This is a genomic window from Kitasatospora sp. NPDC101157 (assembly GCF_044768255.1).
GTDB lineage: Bacteria > Actinomycetota > Actinomycetes > Streptomycetales > Streptomycetaceae > Kitasatospora.
Genome location: NZ_JBIWPL010000023.1, coordinates 78114 through 100345 on the forward strand (window position 1 = coordinate 78114; position 22232 = coordinate 100345).

General features: G+C 74.7%; 21 protein-coding genes and 1 pseudogene. 5 read left to right on the forward strand and 17 right to left on the reverse strand.

What is annotated here, in order from left to right:
* The first annotated feature begins 21 nt into the window (after window positions 1–21).
* Entirely contained in the window at window positions 22–414 is a 393-nt protein-coding gene (locus ACIRVF_RS33130) for a ribonuclease (RefSeq protein WP_402826196.1), read from the forward strand.
* A gap of 85 nt (window positions 415–499) precedes the next feature.
* Here ACIRVF_RS33130 and ACIRVF_RS33135 read toward each other — a convergent pair whose 3' ends face one another.
* A complete protein-coding gene (locus ACIRVF_RS33135) occupies window positions 500–1315 on the reverse strand; it encodes an MOSC domain-containing protein (protein ID WP_402826199.1) in 816 nt (271 codons plus the stop codon).
* A gap of 133 nt (window positions 1316–1448) precedes the next feature.
* Here ACIRVF_RS33135 and ACIRVF_RS33140 point away from each other — a divergent pair, with 133 nt between their 5' ends.
* Both ACIRVF_RS33140 and ACIRVF_RS33145 read left to right on the forward strand, forming a co-directional pair.
* On the forward strand, window positions 1449–2120 hold the full coding sequence (locus ACIRVF_RS33140; RefSeq protein ID WP_402826202.1) for a TetR/AcrR family transcriptional regulator: 672 nt from the start codon (window positions 1449–1451) through the stop codon (window positions 2118–2120).
* 227 nt (window positions 2121–2347) lie between these two features.
* Complete coding sequence (locus tag ACIRVF_RS33145) at window positions 2348–2908, forward strand: universal stress protein (protein WP_402826205.1); 561 nt, start codon at window positions 2348–2350, stop codon at window positions 2906–2908.
* A 1-nt stretch (window position 2909) separates the two neighbouring features.
* Here ACIRVF_RS33145 and ACIRVF_RS33150 read toward each other — a convergent pair whose 3' ends face one another.
* The 5 genes from ACIRVF_RS33150 to ACIRVF_RS33170 form a co-directional block, all read right to left on the reverse strand.
* The gene (locus ACIRVF_RS33150; RefSeq protein WP_402826208.1) at window positions 2910–3404 is read right to left on the reverse strand and encodes an SMI1/KNR4 family protein; all 495 of its coding nucleotides are present in this window, start codon (window positions 3402–3404) and stop codon (window positions 2910–2912) included.
* Between the two features lie 49 nt (window positions 3405–3453).
* On the reverse strand, window positions 3454–4167 hold the full coding sequence (locus ACIRVF_RS33155) for an alpha/beta hydrolase (RefSeq protein ID WP_402826211.1): 714 nt from the start codon (window positions 4165–4167) through the stop codon (window positions 3454–3456).
* Between the two features lie 223 nt (window positions 4168–4390).
* Window positions 4391–5254, reverse strand: a complete 864-nt coding sequence (locus tag ACIRVF_RS33160; RefSeq protein ID WP_402826214.1) for an IclR family transcriptional regulator — start codon at window positions 5252–5254, stop codon at window positions 4391–4393.
* 299 nt (window positions 5255–5553) lie between these two features.
* Window positions 5554–6333 (reverse strand): VOC family protein, encoded by a 780-nt coding sequence (locus ACIRVF_RS33165; RefSeq protein WP_402826217.1) that lies wholly within the window; start codon window positions 6331–6333, stop codon window positions 5554–5556.
* A gap of 70 nt (window positions 6334–6403) precedes the next feature.
* Window positions 6404–7039: an alpha-ketoglutarate-dependent dioxygenase AlkB gene (locus ACIRVF_RS33170; protein ID WP_402826220.1), complete on the reverse strand. Its 636-nt coding sequence runs from the start codon at window positions 7037–7039 to the stop codon at window positions 6404–6406.
* Between the two features lie 65 nt (window positions 7040–7104).
* Between ACIRVF_RS33170 and ACIRVF_RS33175 the strand changes: the two genes are divergently transcribed.
* Together ACIRVF_RS33175 and ACIRVF_RS33180 are read left to right on the forward strand one after the other, a co-directional pair.
* A complete protein-coding gene (locus ACIRVF_RS33175) occupies window positions 7105–7698 on the forward strand; it encodes a hypothetical protein (RefSeq protein WP_402826223.1) in 594 nt (197 codons plus the stop codon).
* Between the two features lie 131 nt (window positions 7699–7829).
* Window positions 7830–8351: a universal stress protein gene (locus ACIRVF_RS33180; RefSeq protein ID WP_402826226.1), complete on the forward strand. Its 522-nt coding sequence runs from the start codon at window positions 7830–7832 to the stop codon at window positions 8349–8351.
* A 7-nt stretch (window positions 8352–8358) separates the two neighbouring features.
* On the opposite strand, the gene ACIRVF_RS33185 is transcribed toward ACIRVF_RS33180, so the two are convergent.
* From ACIRVF_RS33185 to ACIRVF_RS33235, 11 genes and pseudogenes are all read right to left on the reverse strand, one after another.
* Complete coding sequence (locus ACIRVF_RS33185; RefSeq protein WP_402826229.1) at window positions 8359–9972, reverse strand: amidohydrolase; 1614 nt, start codon at window positions 9970–9972, stop codon at window positions 8359–8361.
* Entirely contained in the window at window positions 9969–10811 is an 843-nt protein-coding gene (locus tag ACIRVF_RS33190) for a PaaX family transcriptional regulator C-terminal domain-containing protein (RefSeq protein ID WP_402826232.1), read from the reverse strand. The genes ACIRVF_RS33185 and ACIRVF_RS33190 overlap by 4 nt, the downstream gene beginning before the upstream one ends.
* Before the next feature lie 49 nt (window positions 10812–10860).
* Window positions 10861–11613 carry an Asp/Glu racemase gene (locus ACIRVF_RS33195; protein WP_402826235.1) on the reverse strand — a complete coding sequence of 251 codons (753 nt, stop codon included), beginning with the start codon at window positions 11611–11613 and terminating at the stop codon, window positions 10861–10863.
* 127 nt (window positions 11614–11740) lie between these two features.
* Window positions 11741–12634, reverse strand: coding sequence for a fumarylacetoacetate hydrolase family protein (locus ACIRVF_RS33200; protein ID WP_402826238.1), 894 nt, complete (start codon window positions 12632–12634; stop codon window positions 11741–11743).
* Between the two features lie 15 nt (window positions 12635–12649).
* Window positions 12650–13771: a cupin domain-containing protein gene (locus ACIRVF_RS33205; RefSeq protein WP_402826241.1), complete on the reverse strand. Its 1122-nt coding sequence runs from the start codon at window positions 13769–13771 to the stop codon at window positions 12650–12652.
* Entirely contained in the window at window positions 13768–14739 is a 972-nt protein-coding gene (locus ACIRVF_RS33210) for a carbon-nitrogen hydrolase family protein (protein WP_402826244.1), read from the reverse strand. The genes ACIRVF_RS33205 and ACIRVF_RS33210 overlap by 4 nt, the downstream gene beginning before the upstream one ends.
* Before the next feature lie 2 nt (window positions 14740–14741).
* Window positions 14742–17120 carry an FAD-dependent monooxygenase gene (locus ACIRVF_RS33215; protein ID WP_402826247.1) on the reverse strand — a complete coding sequence of 793 codons (2379 nt, stop codon included), beginning with the start codon at window positions 17118–17120 and terminating at the stop codon, window positions 14742–14744.
* Window positions 17117–17677 (reverse strand): thioesterase family protein, encoded by a 561-nt coding sequence (locus ACIRVF_RS33220; RefSeq protein WP_402826331.1) that lies wholly within the window; start codon window positions 17675–17677, stop codon window positions 17117–17119. The genes ACIRVF_RS33215 and ACIRVF_RS33220 overlap by 4 nt, the downstream gene beginning before the upstream one ends.
* Window positions 17678–19288, reverse strand: a pseudogene (locus ACIRVF_RS33225) (AMP-binding protein); the annotation flags it as partial. It abuts the gene before it with no gap.
* 304 nt (window positions 19289–19592) lie between these two features.
* Window positions 19593–20726 carry a hypothetical protein gene (locus tag ACIRVF_RS33230; RefSeq protein ID WP_402826250.1) on the reverse strand — a complete coding sequence of 378 codons (1134 nt, stop codon included), beginning with the start codon at window positions 20724–20726 and terminating at the stop codon, window positions 19593–19595.
* Between the two features lie 152 nt (window positions 20727–20878).
* Window positions 20879–22231: a hypothetical protein gene (locus ACIRVF_RS33235; protein WP_402826253.1), complete on the reverse strand. Its 1353-nt coding sequence runs from the start codon at window positions 22229–22231 to the stop codon at window positions 20879–20881.
* Between the last annotated feature and the right edge of the window lies 1 nt (window position 22232).

Here is a 22232-nt window from a genome sequence, read left to right on the forward strand (position 1 = left end):
GTGGCTCGACACACTGGGGGCATGACCCGCACTCTACGCGCGTGGAAGACCCGCGCTGCCGCCATCACCGCCGTCGCCCTGATGACCCTCGCCCCCGTCGCCGTCGCCACCGAGGCGCACGCCGACGTGAGCGGCACGGTGTGTCTGTCCGCGCTTCCGCCGGAGGCCACCGACACCCTGAACCTGATCGCCTCGGACGGTCCGTTCCCGTACTCGCAGGACGGCGTCGTCTTCCAGAACAGAGAGAACGTCCTGCCCAGCCAGTCGTACGGGTACTACCACGAGTACACCGTCATCACCCCGGGTGCCCGGACCCGCGGCACCCGTCGGATCATCACCGGGGAGGCCTCCCAGGAGGACTACTACACCGGCGACCACTACGCCACGTTCTCCCTGATCGACCAGACCTGCTGACGCCCCGCCGGCGCGCCCGTGGTCCCGGCGGGGACGCCCGCCGGGACCACGGGCGCTGCGCGCGGTCCGTCGAGGAGGGGTGGGCCTACAGCTCGGACGGCCCCCACTCGCTCACCGTCAGCTCGTCGCCGACCCGCAGTGTGCCGGGGCGCAGCACCGAGAACTTGCTGCCGAACGCGACCCCGCCGGCCGCCGCCCGGCGGTAGCGGGCCAGCGTGCGCAGCGGCTCCGGGCCGGCCTTGCCGCCGGTGGACTGGTCCACCAGCGTCACCGAGCAGCGGATCGCCAGCTTCGTGTAGCCCAACTCGGCGCCGCCGACGGTGAACCGGCGCAGCAGGTCCTCGGTGTGCGGCTCCGGCCAGCCGTCGACCACCAGATTGGGCTGGAACCGCTCCACCGGCAGCGGGGCCCCGCCGGTGCGGGCGTTGAAGTCGTCCAGGCTGGAGCGGGACAGCAGGTGCACCGCGCTGCTGTCGGCGAAGCCGGACGTCCCCGGGTTCAGCCCGTCGGTCACCCGGTCGTGCTCGGGTGGCACCCGGACCAGCCGGCTGGGCGCGCCCAGCACCCGGGAGAGCCAGTCGGCCGCCTCGTCGCCCTGGTCCACGGCGAGGAAGGGCGCGCCGAACAACTCGACCTTGTGGCGCGGGCCCACGGTGTCCACGGGGAACGCCACCGGCTCCACCCCGGGGGCGGCGAGGGCCAGCCGGTCGTCCGGCTCCATCGTCGGGCGGACGGTGGCCAGGAGCGCGTCCCGCCGCTGGGAACGGAACACGCCCTGCTCGTCCACCACCATGAACGCCCGGTCGTGGGCCAGCCCCGCCGGGGTCAACTCCGCCTGCTCGACCCGCACTCCGGCACAGCCCTTCACCGGGTAGTACCGCAACTCCGTCACCGTGGCCATGCCGCCCCCGTACCCCGCGGCCGCTCCCGACCGCTCCTGATCGTTGCTGGTGGATCTTTGTCCGTAGGGTAGTTGTCGGCCGGGCCGTCGAGCCGACGGCCCCCTGCGGCCGCGCGGTTGCTAGGGTCTGCGCATGGCACAGAGCAGCGCGAACCCCCCGGGACGGCTCCGGCGCGACGCGCAGCGCAACCGGGACCTGCTGCTGGCCGCCGCCCGCGAGATGTTCTCCCGGCACGGCCTCGACGTCCCGCTGGACCAGATCGCCAAGGAGGCGGGCGTCGGCAACGCCACCCTCTACCGGAACTTCCCGACCCGCGAGGCGCTGATCGCCGAGGTCTTCGCGGACGCCGGAGCCGGACTGGCCACGGCCGGGCGGGAGGCGCTCGCCGCCGAGGACGCCTGGACCGGCCTGGAACGCTACTTCGAGCGGATCTTCGAACTCGTGGCCGCCGACCGGGGCATCAACGACCTGGTCACCCAGGCCATCCCGACCATCCCCGGCATGATCGAGATCAGCCGCGGGCACGCCGCCACCGTCGGCGCCCTGATCGCGCGCGCCCAGGAACAGGGCAGCATGCGGCGCGACGTGGTCACCATGGACCTGCTCTTCCTGCTCGGCCCGCTCTGCCGAGCCCTGCCCGCCGCCACCGAGCTGCGCCCCGACCTCTGGCGCCGCTACCTCGCCCTGCTGCTGGACGGCTTCCGCACCCGGGCCACCCACCCGCTGCCGGTCCCGCCGATCGGCGAGGAGCACCTGGACCGGATGTTCGCCGACCTGTGGGAGGCGGAGGCGCCGGAGGCCTGACGCGCACGGGCTCGGCGGCCCCGCGCCCGTTGGGCATCAGGGGCGCGTACGGAACGCCGGGCGCCGCGTCAGGGGCGTGTCAACGGGCGGGGCGGCGGGGGTACCGGCGGCTTTGCTGGGGTGATACCGCTCGGGTCGGTTCGGTCGACACGTGTCGTGACACGGCGCGGATCGGCTCGGCGACACGGCGCGGTCGGTTCGAGGCGGGCGGAGAGGCGGGGCAGGCCATGACGGGCAGGGACGCGGAAGCGGGCACGGCAACGGGTGCGGACACCGGTGCGGGCGCGGGCCGGATCGTGGTCGGTGTCAGCGGCTCGCTCGGCAGCCTCGCCGCCCTGCACCACGCGGTGGCCGAGGCCCGGCGCACGGACGTCGAGGTGCTCGCGGTGCTGTGCTGGACCCCACCGGGGGAGGAACTCGGCTACCGCCGCGTGGTCGGCCCGCCGGTGGTCGAGGCCGGTCGCGACGCCGCCGTCGCCCGGCTGCGGCAAGCGCTGGACGAGGCCTTCGCCGGGCGCCACGCGGGAGCCCGGCTGCGCTGCCAGGCCGTGCGTGGGGAGACCGGCCACGCGCTGGTGCGCTGCGCGGACCGGCCGGGCGACCTCCTGGTGCTCGGCGCGGGCCGGGAGCGCAGCCGCCTCTCCCGGCTGATCCGGCCGTCGATCACCGCCTACTGCGTCCGGCACGCCACCTGCCCGGTGCTGACCGTCCCGCGCCCGGCGCTCCAGCGGGACCTGGAGGACCTGCAGCGCGGGTCCGGGTTCCGGGCGCTGGTCGCGGGTAACTGACCTATGGCTCACGGCCGTTGGCGGCCATGCGAGCGGCGGCGGCGGGCCAGGGCGGAAGCATCTCGCCCTCGTCCGCCAGCATGACCTCCTCCTCCCACCAGGCGCGTCCGTCGAGCCAGTCCGTCAACCAGCGGGCGAGCGACGGGGAATCGGCCCGCACGGGATCCGTCTCGTCGCTGAAGCCGACCAGCAGGACGGGCGCGTCCGGACTCAGGCAGTCGAGGGCGCCGGACATCCCGCAGCCCCAGTCCAGGAACTCCAGCACACCGTACGGCCAGCCCGGGCCGCCGCGCGCGACCCGGCTCAGCGGCCAGAGCGGGTGGCGGTCCGGGCCGAACCCGCCGTCGCCCACCTCGCGGTAGAGGCGGGCGAACAGCGGTGGCAGTGCGTAGCCGATCGCGGCTTCGGCGGCGGCGAGCTGCCCGCTGGTGACGGGGGGCGGCACGGCGGTGCCCACGTACCGCCGGAGCCGTTCGATCAGGGCGTCCTCGTCCATGACTTCCATGGTGCCGCCCGCCTGTGACAGTCCGGCCCGTGGAGTGCGGCTACGGCAGGATCCCGGCCGCGCGGGCCAGGGTGGCGGCGGTCCGGCGGCCGGCGGCCAGGGTGGCGGGGTCGGTGGCGGGCAGGCAGCGGTTGGCCTCGGGGCTGTAGGTGGTCATCACCACGCCGGCGTGGTCGGTGGGGAGTTCGAGGAGCTCGGACGCCGGTACGGCGTCGTGCAGTTGGCGGGTGAGCCGACCGGGCACCACCTCGTCCGCCGTGCCGAGCACCAGCCAGACCGGGACCGGTGAGGGACTCTCGGTGAGGTGGTCGAGCGGTACGTCGCCGGTGGTGGCGGCCGGGCGGCCGTACGCGGAGGCGATGCCGACGGCGGCGATGGGGCGCAGGTCGGCCGGGGTGTCGGGGTGGGTGGCCACCGCGACGGCCTCCCGGCCGCCGAGCGACCAGCCGGCCAGCACGAAGCGCTCCGGATCCCCGCCGTACGCGGCGGCGTTGCGGCGGGCGAAGGCGAGCGAGGCGAGCAGATCGGCGCGACCGCCGTCCTCCCGGTCGGGGCGCCAGTCGGGGACGAACACCAACAGGCCCAGCCGGGCGGCCTCCTGGGCGAGCGGGTGCAGCACGTCGCGCTCGTCGGGGCCGGAGCCGTGCCAGAGCAGCACGACGGGGGCGGGCCCGGTGGCGGCGGTGGTCGGCCGGTGGACGTCCAGCAGCCGCCCGTCCGCGTAGGGAACGGTCTCGGGCCGGGTGCTCGTCATGCCGGGTTCGCTTCCGATTCGGTGGATGATCACGGAACTGGTACTGTACTTCGTGTCGCAAGGGAGTCGATCCCTCGTCAGGCGTCAGCGGTGCTACCAGAGCACGCCCTACTTTCAGTAGGGAGAGTCCGTGCGACCCGGGCCTGGCGCTCCATGATCGGACGGGGTCCGGCACCTTCACGGGTGCCGGGCCCCGTCCGCGTTCCACGGCCGGAGCGGACCGTCAGGACGGCTGGCGGTCGGAGCCCAGTTCGCGGGAGATCCGCAGGCCGACCTGGGCGACCACCGGGCCGAGGGCACGGACCCGGGCGGCGGTCATCCGGGAGGTGAGGCCGGAGACGGACAGCGCGGCCGTCACCTCGCCGGTGTGGTCGAAGATCGGCGCGGCCACGCACCGCACCTCGGGCTCGTGCTCCCGGTCGTCGATCGAGTAGCCGCGGGCGCGGATCCGGGCCAGGTCGGCGCGCAGCCGGGTCTCGTCCGAGATGGTCCAGGCGGTGACCGGGCGCAGTCCGGCCGCCACCACCTCGGTGACGGCCTCCTCGGGCAGCCAGGCGAGGATCGCCTTTCCGGTGGCGGTGCAGTAGGCGGGCGCCCGGCTGCCGACCCGGGAGGCCATCCGGACGTTGGTCTCGTCCTCGACCTTGTCGAGGTAGACGATCCCGGGCGCCTGCCAGACCGTCAGGTGGACGGTCTCGCCGGCCTCCCGCTGGAGCCGGCGCAGGTGCTCGGCGGCGACGCTGCGCAGGTCGAGGGTGGTCAGGTAGGCCTGGCCGAGCCGGAGCGCGCCGTGGCCGAGGCGGAACCACCCGGTCTCTCGGTCCCGTTCGAGCAGGTGCTCGTCGAGCAGCGGGCCGGCCAGCCGGAGCACGGTGCTCTTGTTGAGGCCCAGCCCGTCGGCGAGTTGGGCGAGCGGGACGCCGCGACCGTCCCTGTGGTCCCGCACGTGGGCGAGGACGGCGAGCGCGCGGCGCAACGAGGAGGACTGGTTGCGCTCGGTCGCGGGCTTCGCCGCAGGGACCGGAGGGGCGCTCGCAGGAGTGGTCGCAGGGGTGGGCGGGGGCTTCTGGGGCGACGTCTCCGTCATGGGTCCGTTCCCTGGGCTGGTGCTGCCGGTGTTCCTCCGCGCTTCGGCGGCGGTTGTCAGAACGTACCCCTTCGGGCCCGGATCACCTCATCTTCGATACAACGTTGTGCAGTGCAAAACCTCGTGAACCGCCTCTCGCTGGGCCCGATCGCCCGCGCCTGACGTCCCTGCCATCGAGCAGGCGGCGCCGCCCACCCGAAGCGCCGCGCCCTGCCGTCACCCCGATCACCCACCATCGGCCCCGGTCAGGGCCTGCTTCGACGGGTCCGCGACCGGGACGGCCGTGACGGACCGTCGGCTCAGGCGGCCTCCGCCTCCTCCCCGGGCGGGACCGCGACCAGGACGAACTCCGCCCCGGCGTCGTCCCGGACGAGTGCCGCGCGGCCGAAGGGCGTCGGCCCGGGGCCGGTGCGGACGGTGCCCCCGAGGCTGCGCAGGGCGGCGGTGGCGCGGTCGGTGTCGGCCGTCCCGAAGTGGACGCGCCAGCCGGGGGCGGTTCCGGGCGGGTCGGCGGGACCGATGCCGCACGCCGGCTGGCCGGCGGCCCGGGCGAGGGTGTGGCCCGCCCGGGGGCGGTCGTAGCCGTAGCCGAAGGCCCGGTGGTAGAAGGCGCGGGCGGCGTCCGGGTCGGGGGAGAGGTGCTCGTTCCACGTGAGGGTGCCGGGTTCGTTCACCAGGGCGGCGCCGTCGACGCCGCCGCCCTGCCAGAGGCCGAAGGGTGCGCCGAGCGGGTCGACGGCGAGCGCGGTCCGCCCCTGGTCGGGCACCTCGTACGGTTCGCGGAGGATCCGGCCGCCGGCGGCGCGGACGGCGGCCGCGGTGCGCGACAGGTCGCGGGCGGCGAGGCAGGTGGTCCAGGCTGCGGACCGCGAAGCGGAGGCGGAGACCGGGGCCCGCGGAGCGGAGGTGATCGCGGCGACCTGGGCGCCGTACCGGGTGGCGACCGCCTCGGCGGGGCCGGTCGGGACGAACTCCCAGCCGAACAGCGCGCCGTAGAAGCGTTCCGCCCGAGGGAGGTCCGGGGTGGTCAGGACGATCCAGCAGGGGACGCCCTCGTGGTACCTGCCCGCCTTCGGCATGCCGCCTCCTCGCCCGCCCGGCCCCATCCGTCAGCCTCCGTGCCCGGCCGGCGGGCGGCAAGCGGACGGTTCAGGCGACCCCGCGCGGACGGAACTGGATGCTGATCCGGGGGCCGACCGGGCGGGCCGTCTTCGGGATCGCGTGTTCCCAGGTGCGCTGGCAGGAGCCGCCCATCACCACGAGGTCCCCGTGGCCGAGCGGCCGGCGGACGACGGCCGCGCCGCCGGAGCGCGGCCGCAGGGCGAGGACGCGCGGTTCGCCGACCGACAGGATCGCCACCATGGTGTCCTCGCGGGCGCCGCGACCGATCCGGTCGCCGTGCCAGGCGACGCTGTCTCGGCCGTCCCGGTAGTAGCAGAGCCCGAGGGTGCGGAAGGGTTCGCCGAGCTCGGGCGCGTAGTGCCGGCTGAGCACCGTACGGGCCTCGCCGAGCACGGGGTGGGGCGGTTCGGCGTCGGCGCCGTAGGAGGCGAGCAGCCGGGGGACGTCGACCGTCCGCTCGTACATCTCCCGCTGCTCGGCCCGCCAGGGCACGGTTGCGGCCAGCTGTTCGAACAGCTGGTCCGCCCCGCGCAGCCAGCCGGGCAGCACGTCCAGCCAGGCGCCGTCGCCGAGCACCAGGCGCTGCAGGCCGTCGAGCGGCCCGAGCCGGGGGTCGGCGGCTTCTTCGAACAGCGAGGGCTGGAGGTGGACGGTGCCGTGCATGGGTCCAGCCTACGCCGTGAATCGAACATCTGCTCGAACAAGTACTCCGGCGCTAGCCTGCCGGTATGGCGATCAACGGGTTCGGGGTGACCGAGTTCCAGCTCTTCCTGCTGCGTCGGATGGCCGACTACCACCCGGAGCTGGTCGAGGAGGCGGTGCGGCGGCTCGGCGCCACCCGTGCCTCGATGCGGGAGGCGAACAAGCGCTGGCAGGCGATGATCCGGGCGCCCCGGTTCCCGCGCGGCGCCGCCCGCTGCACCGCCGTGCTCGGGCCGGCGGAGGCGAGCCGACCGCGCCGGATCGGGGACCTCGCCTGCACCGCGCGCCAGTGGACGCTGCCGCTCTGGCCGGAGCTGCGCTTCGAGGTGCTGGTCGGCCCGGCGGAGATCGGCGCGCCGGTGCTGAACGAGTGGCTGGTCCGGGCGGACGGCGCCCCGCCGCCCGCGCTGCGCACCGCCGCCGACCTGGAGCCGTGGGGCTGCGTGGTGGACGACGTGGGGGCGGCGTTCCCGGGGGCGGTGCCGCGCGAGGGGAGCGCGCCGACCCGCTTCCGGCTGGACTTCGAGGCGCCGGGCACCGACGGGCGGGTGCGCGCCTGGACGGCCGACTTCACCTGGGGACTGTTCCAGGAGGTCCGGGAGGCTGGTCCGGGAGGCTGAGGGGTGGTCATCCGATTGCCGAGTGATTCAAGGCGATATTCAGTGAATGCCTTTGATTTGCAGGCCATGGTGCGACCGTGGCAACATAATCGCAGACACTGAATCGGTTTGGCATCGGAAAGCGAAGGATCATGTCGGGCGACGCGCGCGTCATCGTCGGAGTAAGCGGCTCACTGCACAGCCTCACCGCCCTGCACCGGGCGGCGGAGGAGGCCCGGGCCCGCCGGGCCCTGCTGGTCCCGGTGCTGGCCTGGACCCCGGTCGGCGGCGAGCGCAGCTACCGGGCCCGCCCCTGCCCGCCGCTGCTCCGCGCCTGGCAGGACGCCGCCGAGGCCCGACTGGAGAGCGCGCTCGGGCAGGCCTTCGGCGGCCTGCCGATCGGCCTGCCCGTGCAGCCGCTGGTCATGCGCGGCGAGGCCGGGCCGGTGCTGACCGCCCTGGCCGACCGCCCCGGTGACCTGCTGGTGATCAGCGCCGGGCGGCACGGCTCGATGCGCGGACGGCTGCGCCGCCTGCTGCGCGGTTCGGTCGCCCGCTACTGCCTCGACCACGCCCGGGGCGGCGTGCTCGTCGTCCCGCCGTCCGACCTGCACGAGGACCTGCGCGCCCTGCACCGCGACGGCATCGACCTGCGGGAGTTGATCGCGGCCTGACTGGCCGTCAACTCCGGTGAACGGTACGGCCGCCGACCACCGTGCGGACCGGCCGCAGCTCCCTGAGCCGCTCCACCGGACACCTCAACGGGTCGACCGGCCACAGGGTGAGGTCGGCGAGCGCGCCCGGGCGCAGGCTGCCGCGCTCGGCGCTCTCACCGGTCAGCCGGGCTGCGGCGACGGTGTGCAGCGCGACCGCCTCCTCCCGCCCGATCGCGTGCTCGGCGCCGACCACCCCGGCCGTGGTGCCGCGGGTCGTCATGCCCCACACCGAGACCATCGCGCCGTACGGGCCGACCGGGAAGTCCGAGCCGGCCGAGAGCTGCGCCCCCTCGTCCAGCCACTCGCGCAGCGGGAACAGCGCCGCGGTGCGCTCCTCGCCCCAGGCGCGCTGCTGGGTGAGCGCGCCGTCGTGCAGCAGTGGGTGCTGGACGGTCACCGGGATGCCGAGTGCGACCGCTCGGGCCCGCTGGTCGGCCCGGGCCAGTCCGCCGTGTTCGACCACGAGGGCGCCCGGCGGCAGTCCTGGCCGGCCCTTCAGCACCTGCTCGAAGACGTCCAGCAGCACCCGCAGCCCGCGGTCCCCCCAGGCGTGCACGCCCGCCCGCCAGCCGCGCTCGACCACCCGGTCCACCGCGGCGAGCAGCTGCTCCGGCTCCCAGAGCAGCCGCCCGTGGTAGCAGGGCTGCCCCTGGTAGGGCTCCTCCAGCGCGCCCGCCTCGAAGCCGCCGTCGATGCCGAACTTGACGCCCCACAGGCGCAGTTGCGCGTCGTCCCGGCCGTCCGCGCGCCACTGGTCCATCCGGTCCAGCAGGGCGTCCACCTGCTCGGGGGTGCGCGCCGCGAAGCCGGAGACCAGGGCCCGCACCCGGACGGCGAGCGCGCCCTCGGCCCGGGCCGCGTCCAGCACGTCGAGGTCCTCCACCGGGACGAGGCAGTCGCGCACGGTACCGATGCCGGTGGCGGCGTAGTCGGCGGATGCCGCCCGCAGCCCCTCGATCCGCTCGGCCAGGGTCGGGCGCGGCAGCACCCGCTCGACCAGCTCGGTCGCCCGGTTGATCAGCCGGCCGGTCAGCCGGCCGTGCTCGTCGCGTTCGATCACCCCGCCGGACGGCGCCTCGGTGGACCCGTCGATCCCGGCCAGCCGCAGCGCGGCCGAGTTGAGCACCATGTTGTACGCGCCGCGGCGCACCAGCACCGGGTGGTCGGCGGTGGCGTCGTCCAGCTCCTCGGTGGTCGGCATCCGCTGCTCGGCGAGCAGCACCTCCTGCCAGTTGACGGTGGTGAGGATCCACTCCCCGGCCGGGGTGCGGGCGGCGCGCTCGCGGATCAGCTCCAGGAACCCGGCGAGGTCCCGGGCCTCGTGCACCGGGACGCCGTGGACGCTGTGCCCGGCCAGGATCAGATGGGTGTGGGTGTCGTCGAAGGCGGGCAGCACGGTCGCCGACGGGGCGTCCACCACCTCGGTGCCGGGCCCGATCAGGGCGTCCAGGCCGTCCGGCTCGGCGGCGAGCGCGGTGATCCGGCCGTCGGTGACGGCGACGGCGCGCTGCGGGGGTTCGCCCGGCGCGAGGGTGTGCACGGCGGCGGCACGGATCAGCAGGTCGGCTGGGGTGGTCATGGCAGCTCCTGGAGGGGCGACAGTCCGGTGACCTTCTCGACGTACCGCAGACTCGGCTCGGCGAGCAGCCCGTGCACCTCGGTGAACACGGCGCGGGCCGGGACGGCGTTCCAGTCGGCGGGCAGCAGCGGCTCGGGCAGCCCGGGGTCGAGGTACGGCAGCCGGCGCCACTGGGTGAGCATCGGCACGTAGTCCCGGAAGGCCTCGGCCGGGTCGATGCGGGAGCGCCCGCGCAGCTCCTCGGCGAGCGGGCGCCAGGCGTCGGTGAAGGCCGCGTACTGCGCCTCGATCGCCGGGAGGTCCCACCAACTCGCCACCGCCGCACGGAGTTCGGCGAAGCCGGCGTACTCGGCGGAGAGGAAGAGGTGGACGTAGGCGCTCAGGCCCAGGCGTTCCAGCAGCCGGCGGGCGTCCGGCAGCAGCCGGGCGGGGGCCAGCCAGACGCCGGGGGCGGCGTTGCCGAAGCCGAGCCAGCTGAGCCGGGAGCGCAGCTGGTGGCGGTGGGCGCGTTCGGACTCGGGCACCGAGAAGACCGCCACCACCCAGCCGTCGGCGAGCTCGGCGGGCTCCAGGCTGTGGAAGATCCGGCGGTCGCCCTCGTCGAAGACCGGGGCCATCGCGGGGGACAGCCGGTAGCCGGTGCCGGTGCGGCGCTCCTGGAGCAGGGTACCGGCCTTCTTCAGCCGGGAGATCGCAGAGCGGACGGCGGGGGCGTCGACGTCCAGCTCCGCCATCAGCGCGATCAGGTCGGCGATCGATATCCAGCCGCCGAGACGGCGGACGAACTCGCCGTAGACGGTGTGGATCAGGGAGCTGGGCCGGGTCGTGCTCTCCGGCATGTGCGGACCCTCCTCCCCGACGGCTGGTGGTGATCATAGCGGGGCGGATCTAGGCGTAGGCGCCGGAGAGCAGGTGTCCGGCGCCGGGGGCGACGGCGGGCAGGCCGAGTGCCCGCAGCAGCTGGTGGGTGGTGCAGATCGCGGCCGATACCACCGGTTTGCCGAGCTGCTGCTCGGCCTCCTCGACGGCGGACAGCGAGGGCATCTGCACGCAGGCGGAGAGCACCACGGCGTCGGCCCCGCCGTGCGACAGGCCCTTGGCGATCGCGGGCAGCCGGGCCGGGTCGTGGGCGGCCACGTCCAGGTTGTCGGCGATCTCCAGGGCGGCGTGGTCGAGCACCTCGATGCCCTCCTGGGCGAGGTAGTCGACCACCGTCCGGGCCAGTGGCCGCAGGTACGGGGTGACCATCGCGACCTTCTTCGCGCCGAGCGTCCGCAGGCCGGCGACCAGCGCGCCGGCGCTGGTGACCACGGGCGCGGGGGCGCCGTTCTCCACCGTACGGCGGTGCAGCCGCCGTTCGGCCTCGCGGTGGTAGCCGGGGCCGGTGGCCATCACCGCGACCAGGCAGGCGTAGCCGATCACGTCGACCCGGGCGTCCGAGAGCTCGGCGGCGCAGCGGTCGGACTCGCCGTCCATGGCGCGCAGCTGCTCGGGGGTGACCCTGGTCATCCGCATCCGGCTGGAGTGGAAGGTGAACCGTTCGGGGGCGACCGCCTCGCGGGCCCGCAGCAGGGCGGGGACCTCGGTCTCCATGGTGACGTTGGAGCTCGGGACGATCTGGCCGATCCGGTAGGTGGTCATCTGCGCCGGACTCCTCTCAGCGGGGTGTCGATCAGCGGGCGTTGGCCGGCGGGCGTTGCTCAGCGGGCGTTGGCCGGCGGCCTTGCTCAGCGGCCTTGGTCAGCGGCCTTGCTCAGCGGGTGTCGGTTCAGCGGGCGTCGACCACGGGGTTGGCGAGGGTGCCGATCCGCTCGATGGTGGCCTCGACCAGGTCGCCGGGCTGCAGGAACTGCGGCGGGACCATGCCGGCACCCACTCCCGAGGGGGAGCCGGTGGCGATCACGTCCCCGGGCTCCAGGGTCATGCCGGCGGAGATGTCGGCGATCAGCCGGGCGATGCCGAACAGCATGTGGCGGGTGTTGGAGTTCTGCCGCAGCTCGCCGTTGACCCGCAGCGAGAGGTCGAGCCGCTGCGGCTCGGGGATCTCGTCGGCGGTGACCACGACCGGGCCGAACGGCGCGTAGCTGTCCTGGCCCTTGGAGAAGAACCACTGGCCGGAGCGGCGCTGGTCGCGGGCGCTGACGTCGTTGACGATGCTGTAGCCGAACACGTGCCGCCAGGCGTCCTGTTCGCTCACCCGGCGGGCGGGTTCGCCGATCACCACGGCGAGTTCGCACTCCCAGTCGAGCTGCTTGGTGAGGTCGGCGTTGTGCAGGATCGGCTGGCCCGGCCCGGTGACGGCGGTGGCGGGCTTGCCGAACAGTACCGGGCGGTCCGGGAGTTCGCGGTCGGTGTCCAGGCTGCGGTGCGACTCGTCCACGTGCTCCACGTAGTTGAGGCCGACGCCGACGATCTTTCCCGGGCGCAGCGGGGCGCGCAGCGACACCTCGGCGAGCGGCCGGGTGTCCGGCGCCCCGTCGAGCAGTCGCCGGGCGGCGGCCAGGGCGGGCTCGCCGGCCCGGATCAACTCCAGGAGGCTGCCCGGGAGCCGCACTCCGGCGGCGGAGGCGAGGGCGGTCAGGTCGGCGACCCGGTCGGCACCGATCCGGGCGCCCAGACGGGGGGTGTCGTCGCCGTCGGTGCAGTAGGTGAGCAGGTGCATCTCTCTGGACTCCTGTTACGGGGTGGTGGGCTGGTGTCCGTCGTGGTCCGGGTAGGACTCCTCGCGGTAGAGGCCGAGCGAGTGCATGACCGGGAAGTCGTTGAAGGAGAAGAGGCAGGCGTCCTCGCCCTGGTCGAGGTTCGCGTGCTCGTGCCAGGCCCAGGACGGCACGACGAAGATGTCGCCCTGCTGCCACTCGAAGCGCTGCCCGCCGATCACCGAGACGCCGCGCCCCTTGGCCGCCGTGTAGACCACCGACCCGGTGTGCCGGTGGGCCCGGGTGGCCTGGCCGGGGCGCAGCAGTTGCAGGTGGGCGGCCATGGTGGGCATCACCGGGCCGCCGGTGACCGGGTTGGTGTACTCCATGATCACGCCGTCGTACGGGGATCCCCCGGTGGCGCGGGCGAGTTGGCACAGCGCGTGGTAGCTGGGCTCCCAGGGCCAGCCGAGCAGTGGTGAGTACGGGCGGGTCCACTTCTCGACGCCGTACGGGAGCAGGTTGCCGCCGTAGCTGAGCAGCGAGGAGTTCGCCACCGGGCCGGGGCGCTGGTAGAGCCCGGGGTGGACCTCGTAGAAGTTGGCGTCGAGGGTGTTGACCAGCGGGATGTCCAGGCCGTCCTGCCAGATCACCGGGTTGTCCTCGGACTCGTTGCCGTGCTCGTGCCAGGTGTTGTTGGGGGTGATCGCGAAGTCGCGCGGGCCGACCTTGAGCTTCTGCCCGTCCACGACCGTCCAGGCGCCGGTGCCCTCGTGGACGAAGCGAAGCGCGGAGGCCTGGTGGCGGTGGGCGGTCATCGCCTCGCCGGGGCCCATGATCTGCAGGCCGGTGTACAACAGGCCGACGGCGGCGCTGAGTTCGCGGCGTCCGGGGTTGACCAGCATCACCACCCGGCGTCCCGCGTCGTCGGCCTTCACCAGCGGGAGGGCCTTGCGGACCAGCGGGCGCAGGTCGGCGTAGCGCCACAGCACCGGGACGGACTTCGGCTGCGGGTACCAGGGCTCGATCTCGTTCGCCACCGTCCACAGGGCGCCGGCCTCGTGCTTGGCCAACTCCTCGTAGTAGGCGCGCAGTTCCGGGCTGTCGTTGACCCGGGCCCGGCCGATCCGGTCGTCGTCGTAGCTGTTCTCGCTGGTCATGCCTCCTCCTCGGGGAGTACCAGGGGTCGCAACGGACGGTCGTTCACGTGCAGTTGGAAGACGTCGAAGCGGTTGTAGTGGCCGACGATGTCGTGCATCTGCTTGGGCTGGACGCACCGGCCGAGGTCGATTTCGGCGTAGACGATGCCCTCCTCGTCCACCAGCGGCTCGGTGACCGCCCGGCCGTCCGGGCCGAAGATCCCGGACAGCGCGTTGCGCGGGCGGGCGAGCTGCTTGCGGACCTGCTGGTCCTCGCCGGCGATCAGGTCGACCATCTCCGGCGAGATGGTCGAGCAGGAGACCACGGTGAACAGCTTGCCCTCGAAGCAGTGGGCGGCGGCGCGCAGGGCGATCGCCTCCGCCATGTCGTAGTCCTCGGGGGCCACCGGCAGGGCGATGTAACTGGCGGCGTGCACGAGTTCGCCCTGCGCGAGAAGGGTGAAGCGGGCCAGGGTGTTGGTGTTCTCGCCGCAGGCGAGCGCGCCGAGCGGGCCGACGGCCGTGCGGTGCACCCGCAGTGAGCTGCCGTCGCCCTGGGTCCAGGTCAGCTTCTCCGCCCAGGTGGGCACCAGCTTGCGGTGCACGCCCAGGAGTTCGCCGTCCGAGCCGATGATCAGCAGGGTGTTGTACAGCACCCCGAGGCTGTGTCGGCCGCGCTCGTTGACGCCGATCACCAGCACCACCCCGGCCTGCCGGGCGGCGGCGCGCAGGGTGTCGACGTACGGCCCGGGGACGTCCACGGCGGCGCGGTAGAGCCGCTCGTACCAGGGGGAGCCCTGGACCGGGGTCATCGTCCAGTTCCAGTACGGGTAGCCGGGGACGAAGACCTCGGGGAAGACCACCAGTGCGGCGCCGTGCCGGGCCGCCTCCTGGAGCAGGGCGACGGCCTTGTCCACGGTCGCGGCCGGGTCCAGGTAGACCGGAGCGGCCTGCACGGCGGCGGCGGTGAAGCGGGGCAGGTCCGGCATCGTCACTCCTTCGGCGGGCTGGTCGGCAGCCAGCGGCGGTGGACGGGCGGGGCGGGCTCGCGGAGCAGGTGCAGGCGCGGGGCGACCCGGTCGGCGCCCGGGCCCGGCGGCCGGCGGCGGCCGGCCAGCCAGGGTTCGGGCCAGTGGGCGCCGGGGCCGGTGTAGTCCTGGTCGGCCGCGGCGTGCAGGGTCCAGAACGGGTCGTGCAGCTGGGCCCGGCCGACCGCGACCAGGTCGGCGCGTCCGGCCAGCAGGACGGAGTTCGCGTCGTCGTGGCCGGAGATCGCGCCGACCGCGATGGTCGGCAGGCCGGTGGAGGTGCGGATCAGCTCGGCGAAGGGCGTCTGGTAGCCGCGCCCGTACGGCGGCCGCTGGTGCGCGACCACCTCGCCGGTGGACACGTCCACCGCGTCCGCCCCGGTCTCGGAGAGGGCCTGGCAGATCGCCACGGCGGCGGTCTCGGAGGTGCCGCCGGGCGCCCAGTCGGCGGCCGAGATCCGCACCAGCAGCGGCCGCCCGGCGGGCCAGACGGCGCGCACGGCGGCCAGCACCGCCAGAGGAAACAGCAGTCGGTGGGCGAGCGGGCCGCCGTAGTGGTCGGTGCGGTGGTTGGTGAGCGGGGAGAGGAAGGAGGAGAGCAGGTGCCCGTGGCCGAACTGCAGCTCCAGCGCATCGAAACCGGCCCGCGCGGCGCGCTCGGCGGAGGCGGCGAAGTCCGCTGCGACGGCCGCCAGTTGGACCTCGTTGGCCTCGTGCGGGGTCGGGCTGCCGGGGCCCCAGGGCAGCGGTGAGGGGGCGAGCAGCGGCCAGCCCTCGGCGAGCGGGCGGCCGATGCCGTCCGGCCCGGGTGCGGCGGTGGCGCCCCGGCGGCCGGCGTGGGTGAGCTGGATGCCGAGCGGGGTGTCGCTCACCGCCCTGACCGCTTTCAGCAGTTCGGTCCAGGCGGCCTCCTGGCCGTCGGTCCACAGCCCGGGGCAGCGGTCGGTGGCCCGGCCCTCGGGGCTGACGGCCGTCATCCCGGCGATCACCAGCCCGGCGCCGCCGAGCGCGTGGGCGGTCAGCTGGGCCCGGTCGAAGGCGCTGGGCAGCGCGTCGGGCGAGGTGAAGGTGGCGAGCGGCGGGACGACGATCCGGTTGCGCAGCTCCAGCGCGCCCAGCTTCAGCGGCCGGAACATCGGCGGCACCCCGCGCGAGCCGCCGGTGGCGATCTCCACGGCGGCCGTGAACTCCGGGTCGCGCGCGCGCAGACCGCCGTAGGTGACTCGGCGGCTGCGGGTGAGGAGGTTGAAGGCGAACTGGTCGACGCCCAGGCCGGTGCGGCGGCCGACCGTCTCGAACCACTCCAGGCTGGCCTGGGCGGCCCGCTGGGTGGACTCCACCACCGGCCGCCGCTCGGCCTCGTAGGCGGCCAACGCGGCGTCCAGGGTGGGCTGTTCGCTCAGTCCGGCGGCCAGGGCGAGGGCGTCCTCCAGGGCCAGTTTGGTGCCCGAACCGATCGAGAAGTGCGCGGAGTGTGCGGCATCGCCGAGCAGCACGAGGTTGCGGTGGCGCCAACTGGCGTTGCGCACGGTGGTGAAGCGGATCCAGCGGGAGGCGTTGGGGATCAGCCGGTGGCCGTCCAGGTGGCCGGCGAGCAGCTCGGCGCAGCGTCGCACGCTCGCCGTGTCGCTCTCGCCGCGCGCCAACTCCCTTGCCGCGAGAGCCTCGAAGCCCGCGCGGCGCCAGGCGTCCTCGGCGATCTCGACGATGAAGGTCGAGCGGCCGGCGCTGTACGGGTAGGCGTGCACCTGGAGGGCGCCGAAGTCGAACTCCTCGACGATGAAGGTGAAGGCCTCGAAGACCCGGTCGGTGGCGAGCCAGATGTAGCGGCAGCTCCGCTCGTCCAGTTCGGTGCGGAAGGCGTCCGGGTGGGCGGCCCGCGTGCCGGAGTGGATGCCGTCGGCGGCCACCACCAGGTCGTACTCGGCGGTGAGTCGCTCGACCGGCGGGGCGGGCGTGCGGTAGCGCACGTCCACCGCCAGTTCGGCGCAGCGCTGTTGCAGGACGGCGCGCAGCCGGTTGCGGTCGAGGGCGGCGAAGCCGTGCCCGCCGCTGGTGCGGACCTGGCCGACGTAGCAGATGTCGATGTCGCTCCAGCGGGCGAACTCGGCGCTGATCGCGGCGAAGACCTGCGGGTCGGCCCGGGCGATGCCGTCCAGGGTCTCGTCGGAGAAGACCACCCCGAAGCCGAACTCGTGCTCCCGGGCGTCGCGCTCGTACACCGTGATCTCGCGCTCGGGGGCCAACTGCTTGGCCAAGGCGGCGAAGTAGAGGCCGCCCGGACCGGCGCCGATCACCGCGATGCGCCGCGGTCCGGTGGCCGGGGGGTGTGCGGCCGTCATGCGACCACCTCCGGCTGCTGCGGCCCGGCCTCCGCGAGCGCCCGGCGGACCGGCGCGGGCCAGGGCTCGGCGCCCTTGGCCTGCGGTGCGGCGTGCACCACCGACATCCGGCCGCTGGCGGCCAGGCCGGTCGGGCCGTGCACCTCGAAGGCGTAGTGCAGCGAGGAGCCGCCGACCCGGACCACCCGCAGCTCGGTGCGGACGACGTCCCCGAACCAGAGCCGCTCCCGGTAGTCGGCCTCGAAGTGCACCCGGGGGATCCGCCCGAACAGCTCGGCCAGCCCGAGCCGGCGCAGCAGCGCCGCCTCGGCGGCCTCGGCCCAGCGCTGGACGGCGGAGAAGTGGTAGTGCCCGGCGGCGTCGGTGTCCGACCACTCGACCCGGCGCTCGACAGTGATGGCGGCGGGGAGCGGGGCCTGCTCCGCCTCCTGCGGCGTGTCCCGGGGCACGTTCCGGGTCACCTCCTGGCGCACGTTCCGGGTCACGTCCTGGGTCACCTCCTCCGGCACGTCCTGGGTCACCTCCTCCGGCACGTTCCGGGTCACCTCCTCGGTCACGGCGGCCCTTCTGCGCAGCTCGGCGCGGAGCAGCTTGCCGGTCGCCGTGCGCGGCAGCTCGGGGACGAACTCGACGGCACGCGGGTACTTGTACGGCGCGATGGTGCGCTTGACGTGCTCCTGGAGTTCCTTGACCGTCTCCGCGCCGGCCGAGGCGCCCCCGCGCAGCACCACGTACGCCTTGACCACCGTGCCGCGCCGCTCGTCCGGGGCGGCCACCACGGCGCAGTCGGCGACGGCGGGGTGGGCGCCGAGCGCCTGTTCCACCTCGGGCCCGGCGATGTTGTAGCCCGCCGAGACGATCATGTCGTCGTTGCGCGCCTGGTACCAGAAGTAGCCGTCGCGGTCGCGGAGGTAGGTGTCGCCGGTCAGGTTCCAGCCGTTGCGCACGTAGTCGCGCTGACGTTCGTCGTCCAGGTAGCGGCAGCCGGTCGGGCCCTTGACGGCGAGCAGCCCGGGCTCGCCGTCCGGCACCGGGTTGCCCTGCCCGTCCAGTATCGCCGCCCGGTAGCCGGGTACGGGACGACCCGTGGAGCCGGGGCGGATGTCGGCGTCGGCGGCCGAGATGAACACGTGCAGCAGCTCGGTGGCGCCGATGCCGTCGATCAGCCGTCGGCCGGTGGCGGCGTGGAAGGCCTCCCAGACGGGGGCGGGCAGCGGCTCGCCGGCCGACACGCAGCGTCGCACCCGGGCCAGCCGGTCGGCCAGCCCGGCGGCCAGGATCGCCCGGTAGGCGGTCGGCGCGGTGAACAGCACGCTCACACCGTGGCCGCGGACCAGCTCGGCGAGCTGCTCGGGGGTGGCCTGCTCCAGCAGCAGGCTGGCGGCGCCGGCCCGCAGCGGGAAGACCAGCAGGCCGCCGAGCCCGAAGGTGAAGCCGAGCGGCGGGGTGCCGGCGAAGAGGTCGTCGGGGGTGGGGCGGAGCAGGTGGCGCGAGAAGGTGTCGGCGTTGGCGAGCACGTCCCGGTGGAAGTGCAGGGTGGCCTTGGGGCGGCCGGTGGTGCCGGAGGTGAAGGCGATCAGCGCGACGTCGTCGGCGGCGGTCGGTACGGCGGTGAAGCCGGGGCGCAGGGTGGTGCAGCGGGCGGTGAGGTCCTCGGGGCCGGGACCGCCGAAGGGGAGTATCCGCAGGTCGGGGATGTGGGCCCGGTCGAGTTCGGTGAGGAAGCGGTGGTCGCACAGGGCGAGGGCGGGGCGGGCGATCCGGGTCAGTTCGGTCAGCTCGGCGGCGCGCAGCAGTGGCATGGTGGTGACCACCACCCCGCCGGCCTTCAGCACGCCGAGCCAACAGGCGGCCAGCCAGGGGGTGTTGGGTCCGCGCAGCAGTACGCGGTTGCCGGGGACGAGGCCGAGTTCCTCGGTGAGCAGGCGGGCGATCCGGTCGGTGCGGTCGCGCAGTTCGCCGTAGCTCCAGCAGTCGGTGGGGGTGAGCAGGCAGCGGCGGTCGGGTCCGAAGCGGGCGATGGTGTCGTCGAGCAGGGCGGCCGCGCAGTTCAGACGGTCCGGGTAGGCCAACTCCGGGAGATCGAAGAGGAGTTCCGGCCACTGTTCGAAGGGTGGGAGATGGTCGCGGCAGAACGTGTCCACATGCGCTGAGGGGGAGAGCTCCATGGGCGGGCACCTCATCGTGCGAGCGGGAGTGAAGCCAGTATGGCGCTCTCATGACGCCAGTCAAGATAGCGATACACGCATTCGGGCGACGGGGGGCGCGCGGTGCGCGCGGTGCGGCGGGGGCAAACGGAACGCCCCGCAGGCCGGCGGGCCTGCGGGGCGGGGGAGGGGCGTCCCGGCGGTTCTGGCGCTTCTGGTGCTCAGAGCGCTCGGGGTGCGCGGGTGCTTCGGGCGACGGGGTGCGCGGGTGCTCCGGGCGCTCGGGGTGCGCGGGTGCTCTGAGCGCTCGGGGTGTCCGGGGTGCTCAGGGCGCGGTGGCGTGGAAGACGGCGTCCGGGGTGCGGCCCTGTTCGGCCTGCTGGGCGCGTTCGGCGAGCAGCCGGGCGAAGGGGGTGAGGCCGGGCAGTGCGACCGTCGCCCCCGGGCCCGAGTAGTGAACGTACAGCAATGCCGTGTCGACCCGGACCAGCGTCTCGGCCGTCGACTCGCCCCGGGTGCGGGCGGCGCTCCGGTCACCGATCGACGGGGCGGCCGCCACCGCGGTGTCGCCCCGGGCGTCGAGCAGGCCGAGCCTGGCGGCGAAGGCCCGGCCGGCGGCCTCGGCGGAGGCGAAGGTCACCACGGCGAACTGCACCGACGGGAGTGGGGTGGCGCTGAACGTCACGGTGGCGTACGTGAGTTGCTGGTCGCAGGCGTGCGGGAGCAGGCAGGGCACGTCCGGTCCGCTGCCGGCCCCGGACCGCGGCCCGATCGCCACCTGCCAGCCGCCCGGCATCGCCGCCAGGTCCGGCAGCACGCCCTGGGCCTGCGCGGGGTCGCGGATGGTCCGGGCGGCGTGGGCGAAGTCCGGTCCGTTGGGCTGGAGCAGCGGGCGCGAGCCGAGGTGGATCCCGAGGGCGACCAGCGCGGTGATCAGGACCAGCGCCAGGGTGACGACGAGGGCGGTGTTGCCGCGCCGGGCGGCCAGGGCGCGGGCACCGGCGGCGGCCGGACCCAGCCGGAGCTGGACGGTGGACGGGTTCCTGGGTCCGGTCCGGAGCTGGACGGTGGAGGGGTTCCCGGACTCGGCCCGGAGCTGGACGGTGGACCGGTCTTCGGGATCGACCCGCAGGTGAACGGTGGTCGGATCGGCGGCAGGGCCCGTCCGGAGCTGGACGGTGGTCGGGTCGGCCGGCCCGCCGAGCTCGGTGGTGGTCAGGTACTGGGCGAACCCCGGGTCGGCGACGAGCAGTTGGGCGACGGCCGCGGTCAGTTCGCCGCGCGCCCGCGGATCCTCCGGGTCCGCCTCGACCGCCGTCAGGGCCCGCGCCCCCTCCGGCACCAGCCGCAGCCGGGCGTGAACCACCTCGGCCACCGCCCGGCCCGGCCCGGCCGTGCCCCGCGCCAGCCGTACCAGCGCTCCCACCACGCGCGGTACCAGCTCCCGGCCGTCCCCCATGGCAACTCCCCCCGCCGCATGAGTCCTTGTCACCAGGCTCCCGGACCAGTGGCCGCGACACACCCCCGCCGGACCGAACGGAGACGGAACTGCAACCGGGTGCGGACGTGCCGGCGGCCGGTGGACACCAGGAGCCACATCGGCCCCCCGCGTCACCGGCCGGGCAGGTGCCGGGAGACCAGGTCCGCGATCACCGCCACCGGCAGGGCCGGATTGGCGGCGGCCGCCGCGGCGGTTCGGGGGTCCGGGGAGGCCAGGCAGGTGGCCAGAGCTGCGGGGGAGGCGTTGGGGTGGGCGGCGACGGTGCGCAGGGCCTTGACGGGGGTGGGCGGGGTCGCGACGATCCGATCGAGCACCCATCCGGGGGCGCCCGGGTTCGCGGCCACGGCGGTGGCCACCATGGACCCGAACGCATGCAGAACGGCGGTGAGTTGGGTGGCGGTCAGGCCGGGGTGCGGTGCCACCGACTTGACCACCTTGGCGTCCGGGTCGGCGGCCAGCCGGTCGCGGAGCTCCGCCGGCAGATCGCGGCGGGAAGCGGCGAGGGCGCGGACCCTCGGCTCCCGGGAGCCCGCGAGCCGGGCGAGTTCGGCGGCATCGGCGGCGCCGATCCGGGGCAGTAGCAGGGCCGGACCGATCCGGACGGTGGTGGCGAGCCGGGTGAGGAGGTCGAGCGGGATGCAGGGGTGCTGGACGAGTGAGCGCCGCACGTCGTGGCCGTCGTCCTCGGCGAGGCGGCGGATCAGCCGTTCGTCGACCCCCGGGTTCCGGGCGAGGTTGGACCGGACCCAGGGGATCTCGTCCCCGGCGAGCCGGTGGTACGTCTCGGCGGGCAGCCCGGGGTGGGTGGCGAGCGCCTGCCGGACCATGGTGTGGTCGGCCACCAGCCGGGCGGCAGCCGCCCCCGGGGTGGTCGGATGGGCCGCCGCCTGTTCGCGGACCATCACCTCGGGGTCGTCCAGCAGGACCGTGAGCAGTTCGGCGGCCATGGCCTCGTTCGCCGCGGCGCAGCGCCGCACCGTCGGCACCGGGTGGGCGGCGAAGCGGCTCAGCAGGTCCGGTCGGGTGGTGTGGACGGCGAGTACGGCCACCACGTCGGCCGACTCGTCGGCCGCGAGCAGGTCCGCGGCCTCGTCCGGCAGCCCGACCGCCGAGGCGACCCGCTCCCTGACCAACTCCTCCGGGTGGGTGGCGAACAGCCGTGGCCAGGCCGGATCTCCTCGGCCCTCGTCCAGCAGGGCGAGCGCGACCTGCGGGCGGGCGAGCGGGTCGACGTCCTCGGCGTGCAGCAGGCCGCGCCCGGCCAGACGTACGGCGGCGCCCTCGTGGCCGTCGGCCAGCTGCCGGACCTGGTCCGGGGTGAGATCCGCCCGCTGTGCGAGTTCCTCCGCCAACTCCTCGGCGAGTTCCTGCGCGAGGCCCTCGTCGGCGTCGGCGACCAGGCGAGCGAGCAGCTCGGGCGGCAGGGCGGGGTTACCGGCAACGGCGGGCAGCAGCGAGGGCATC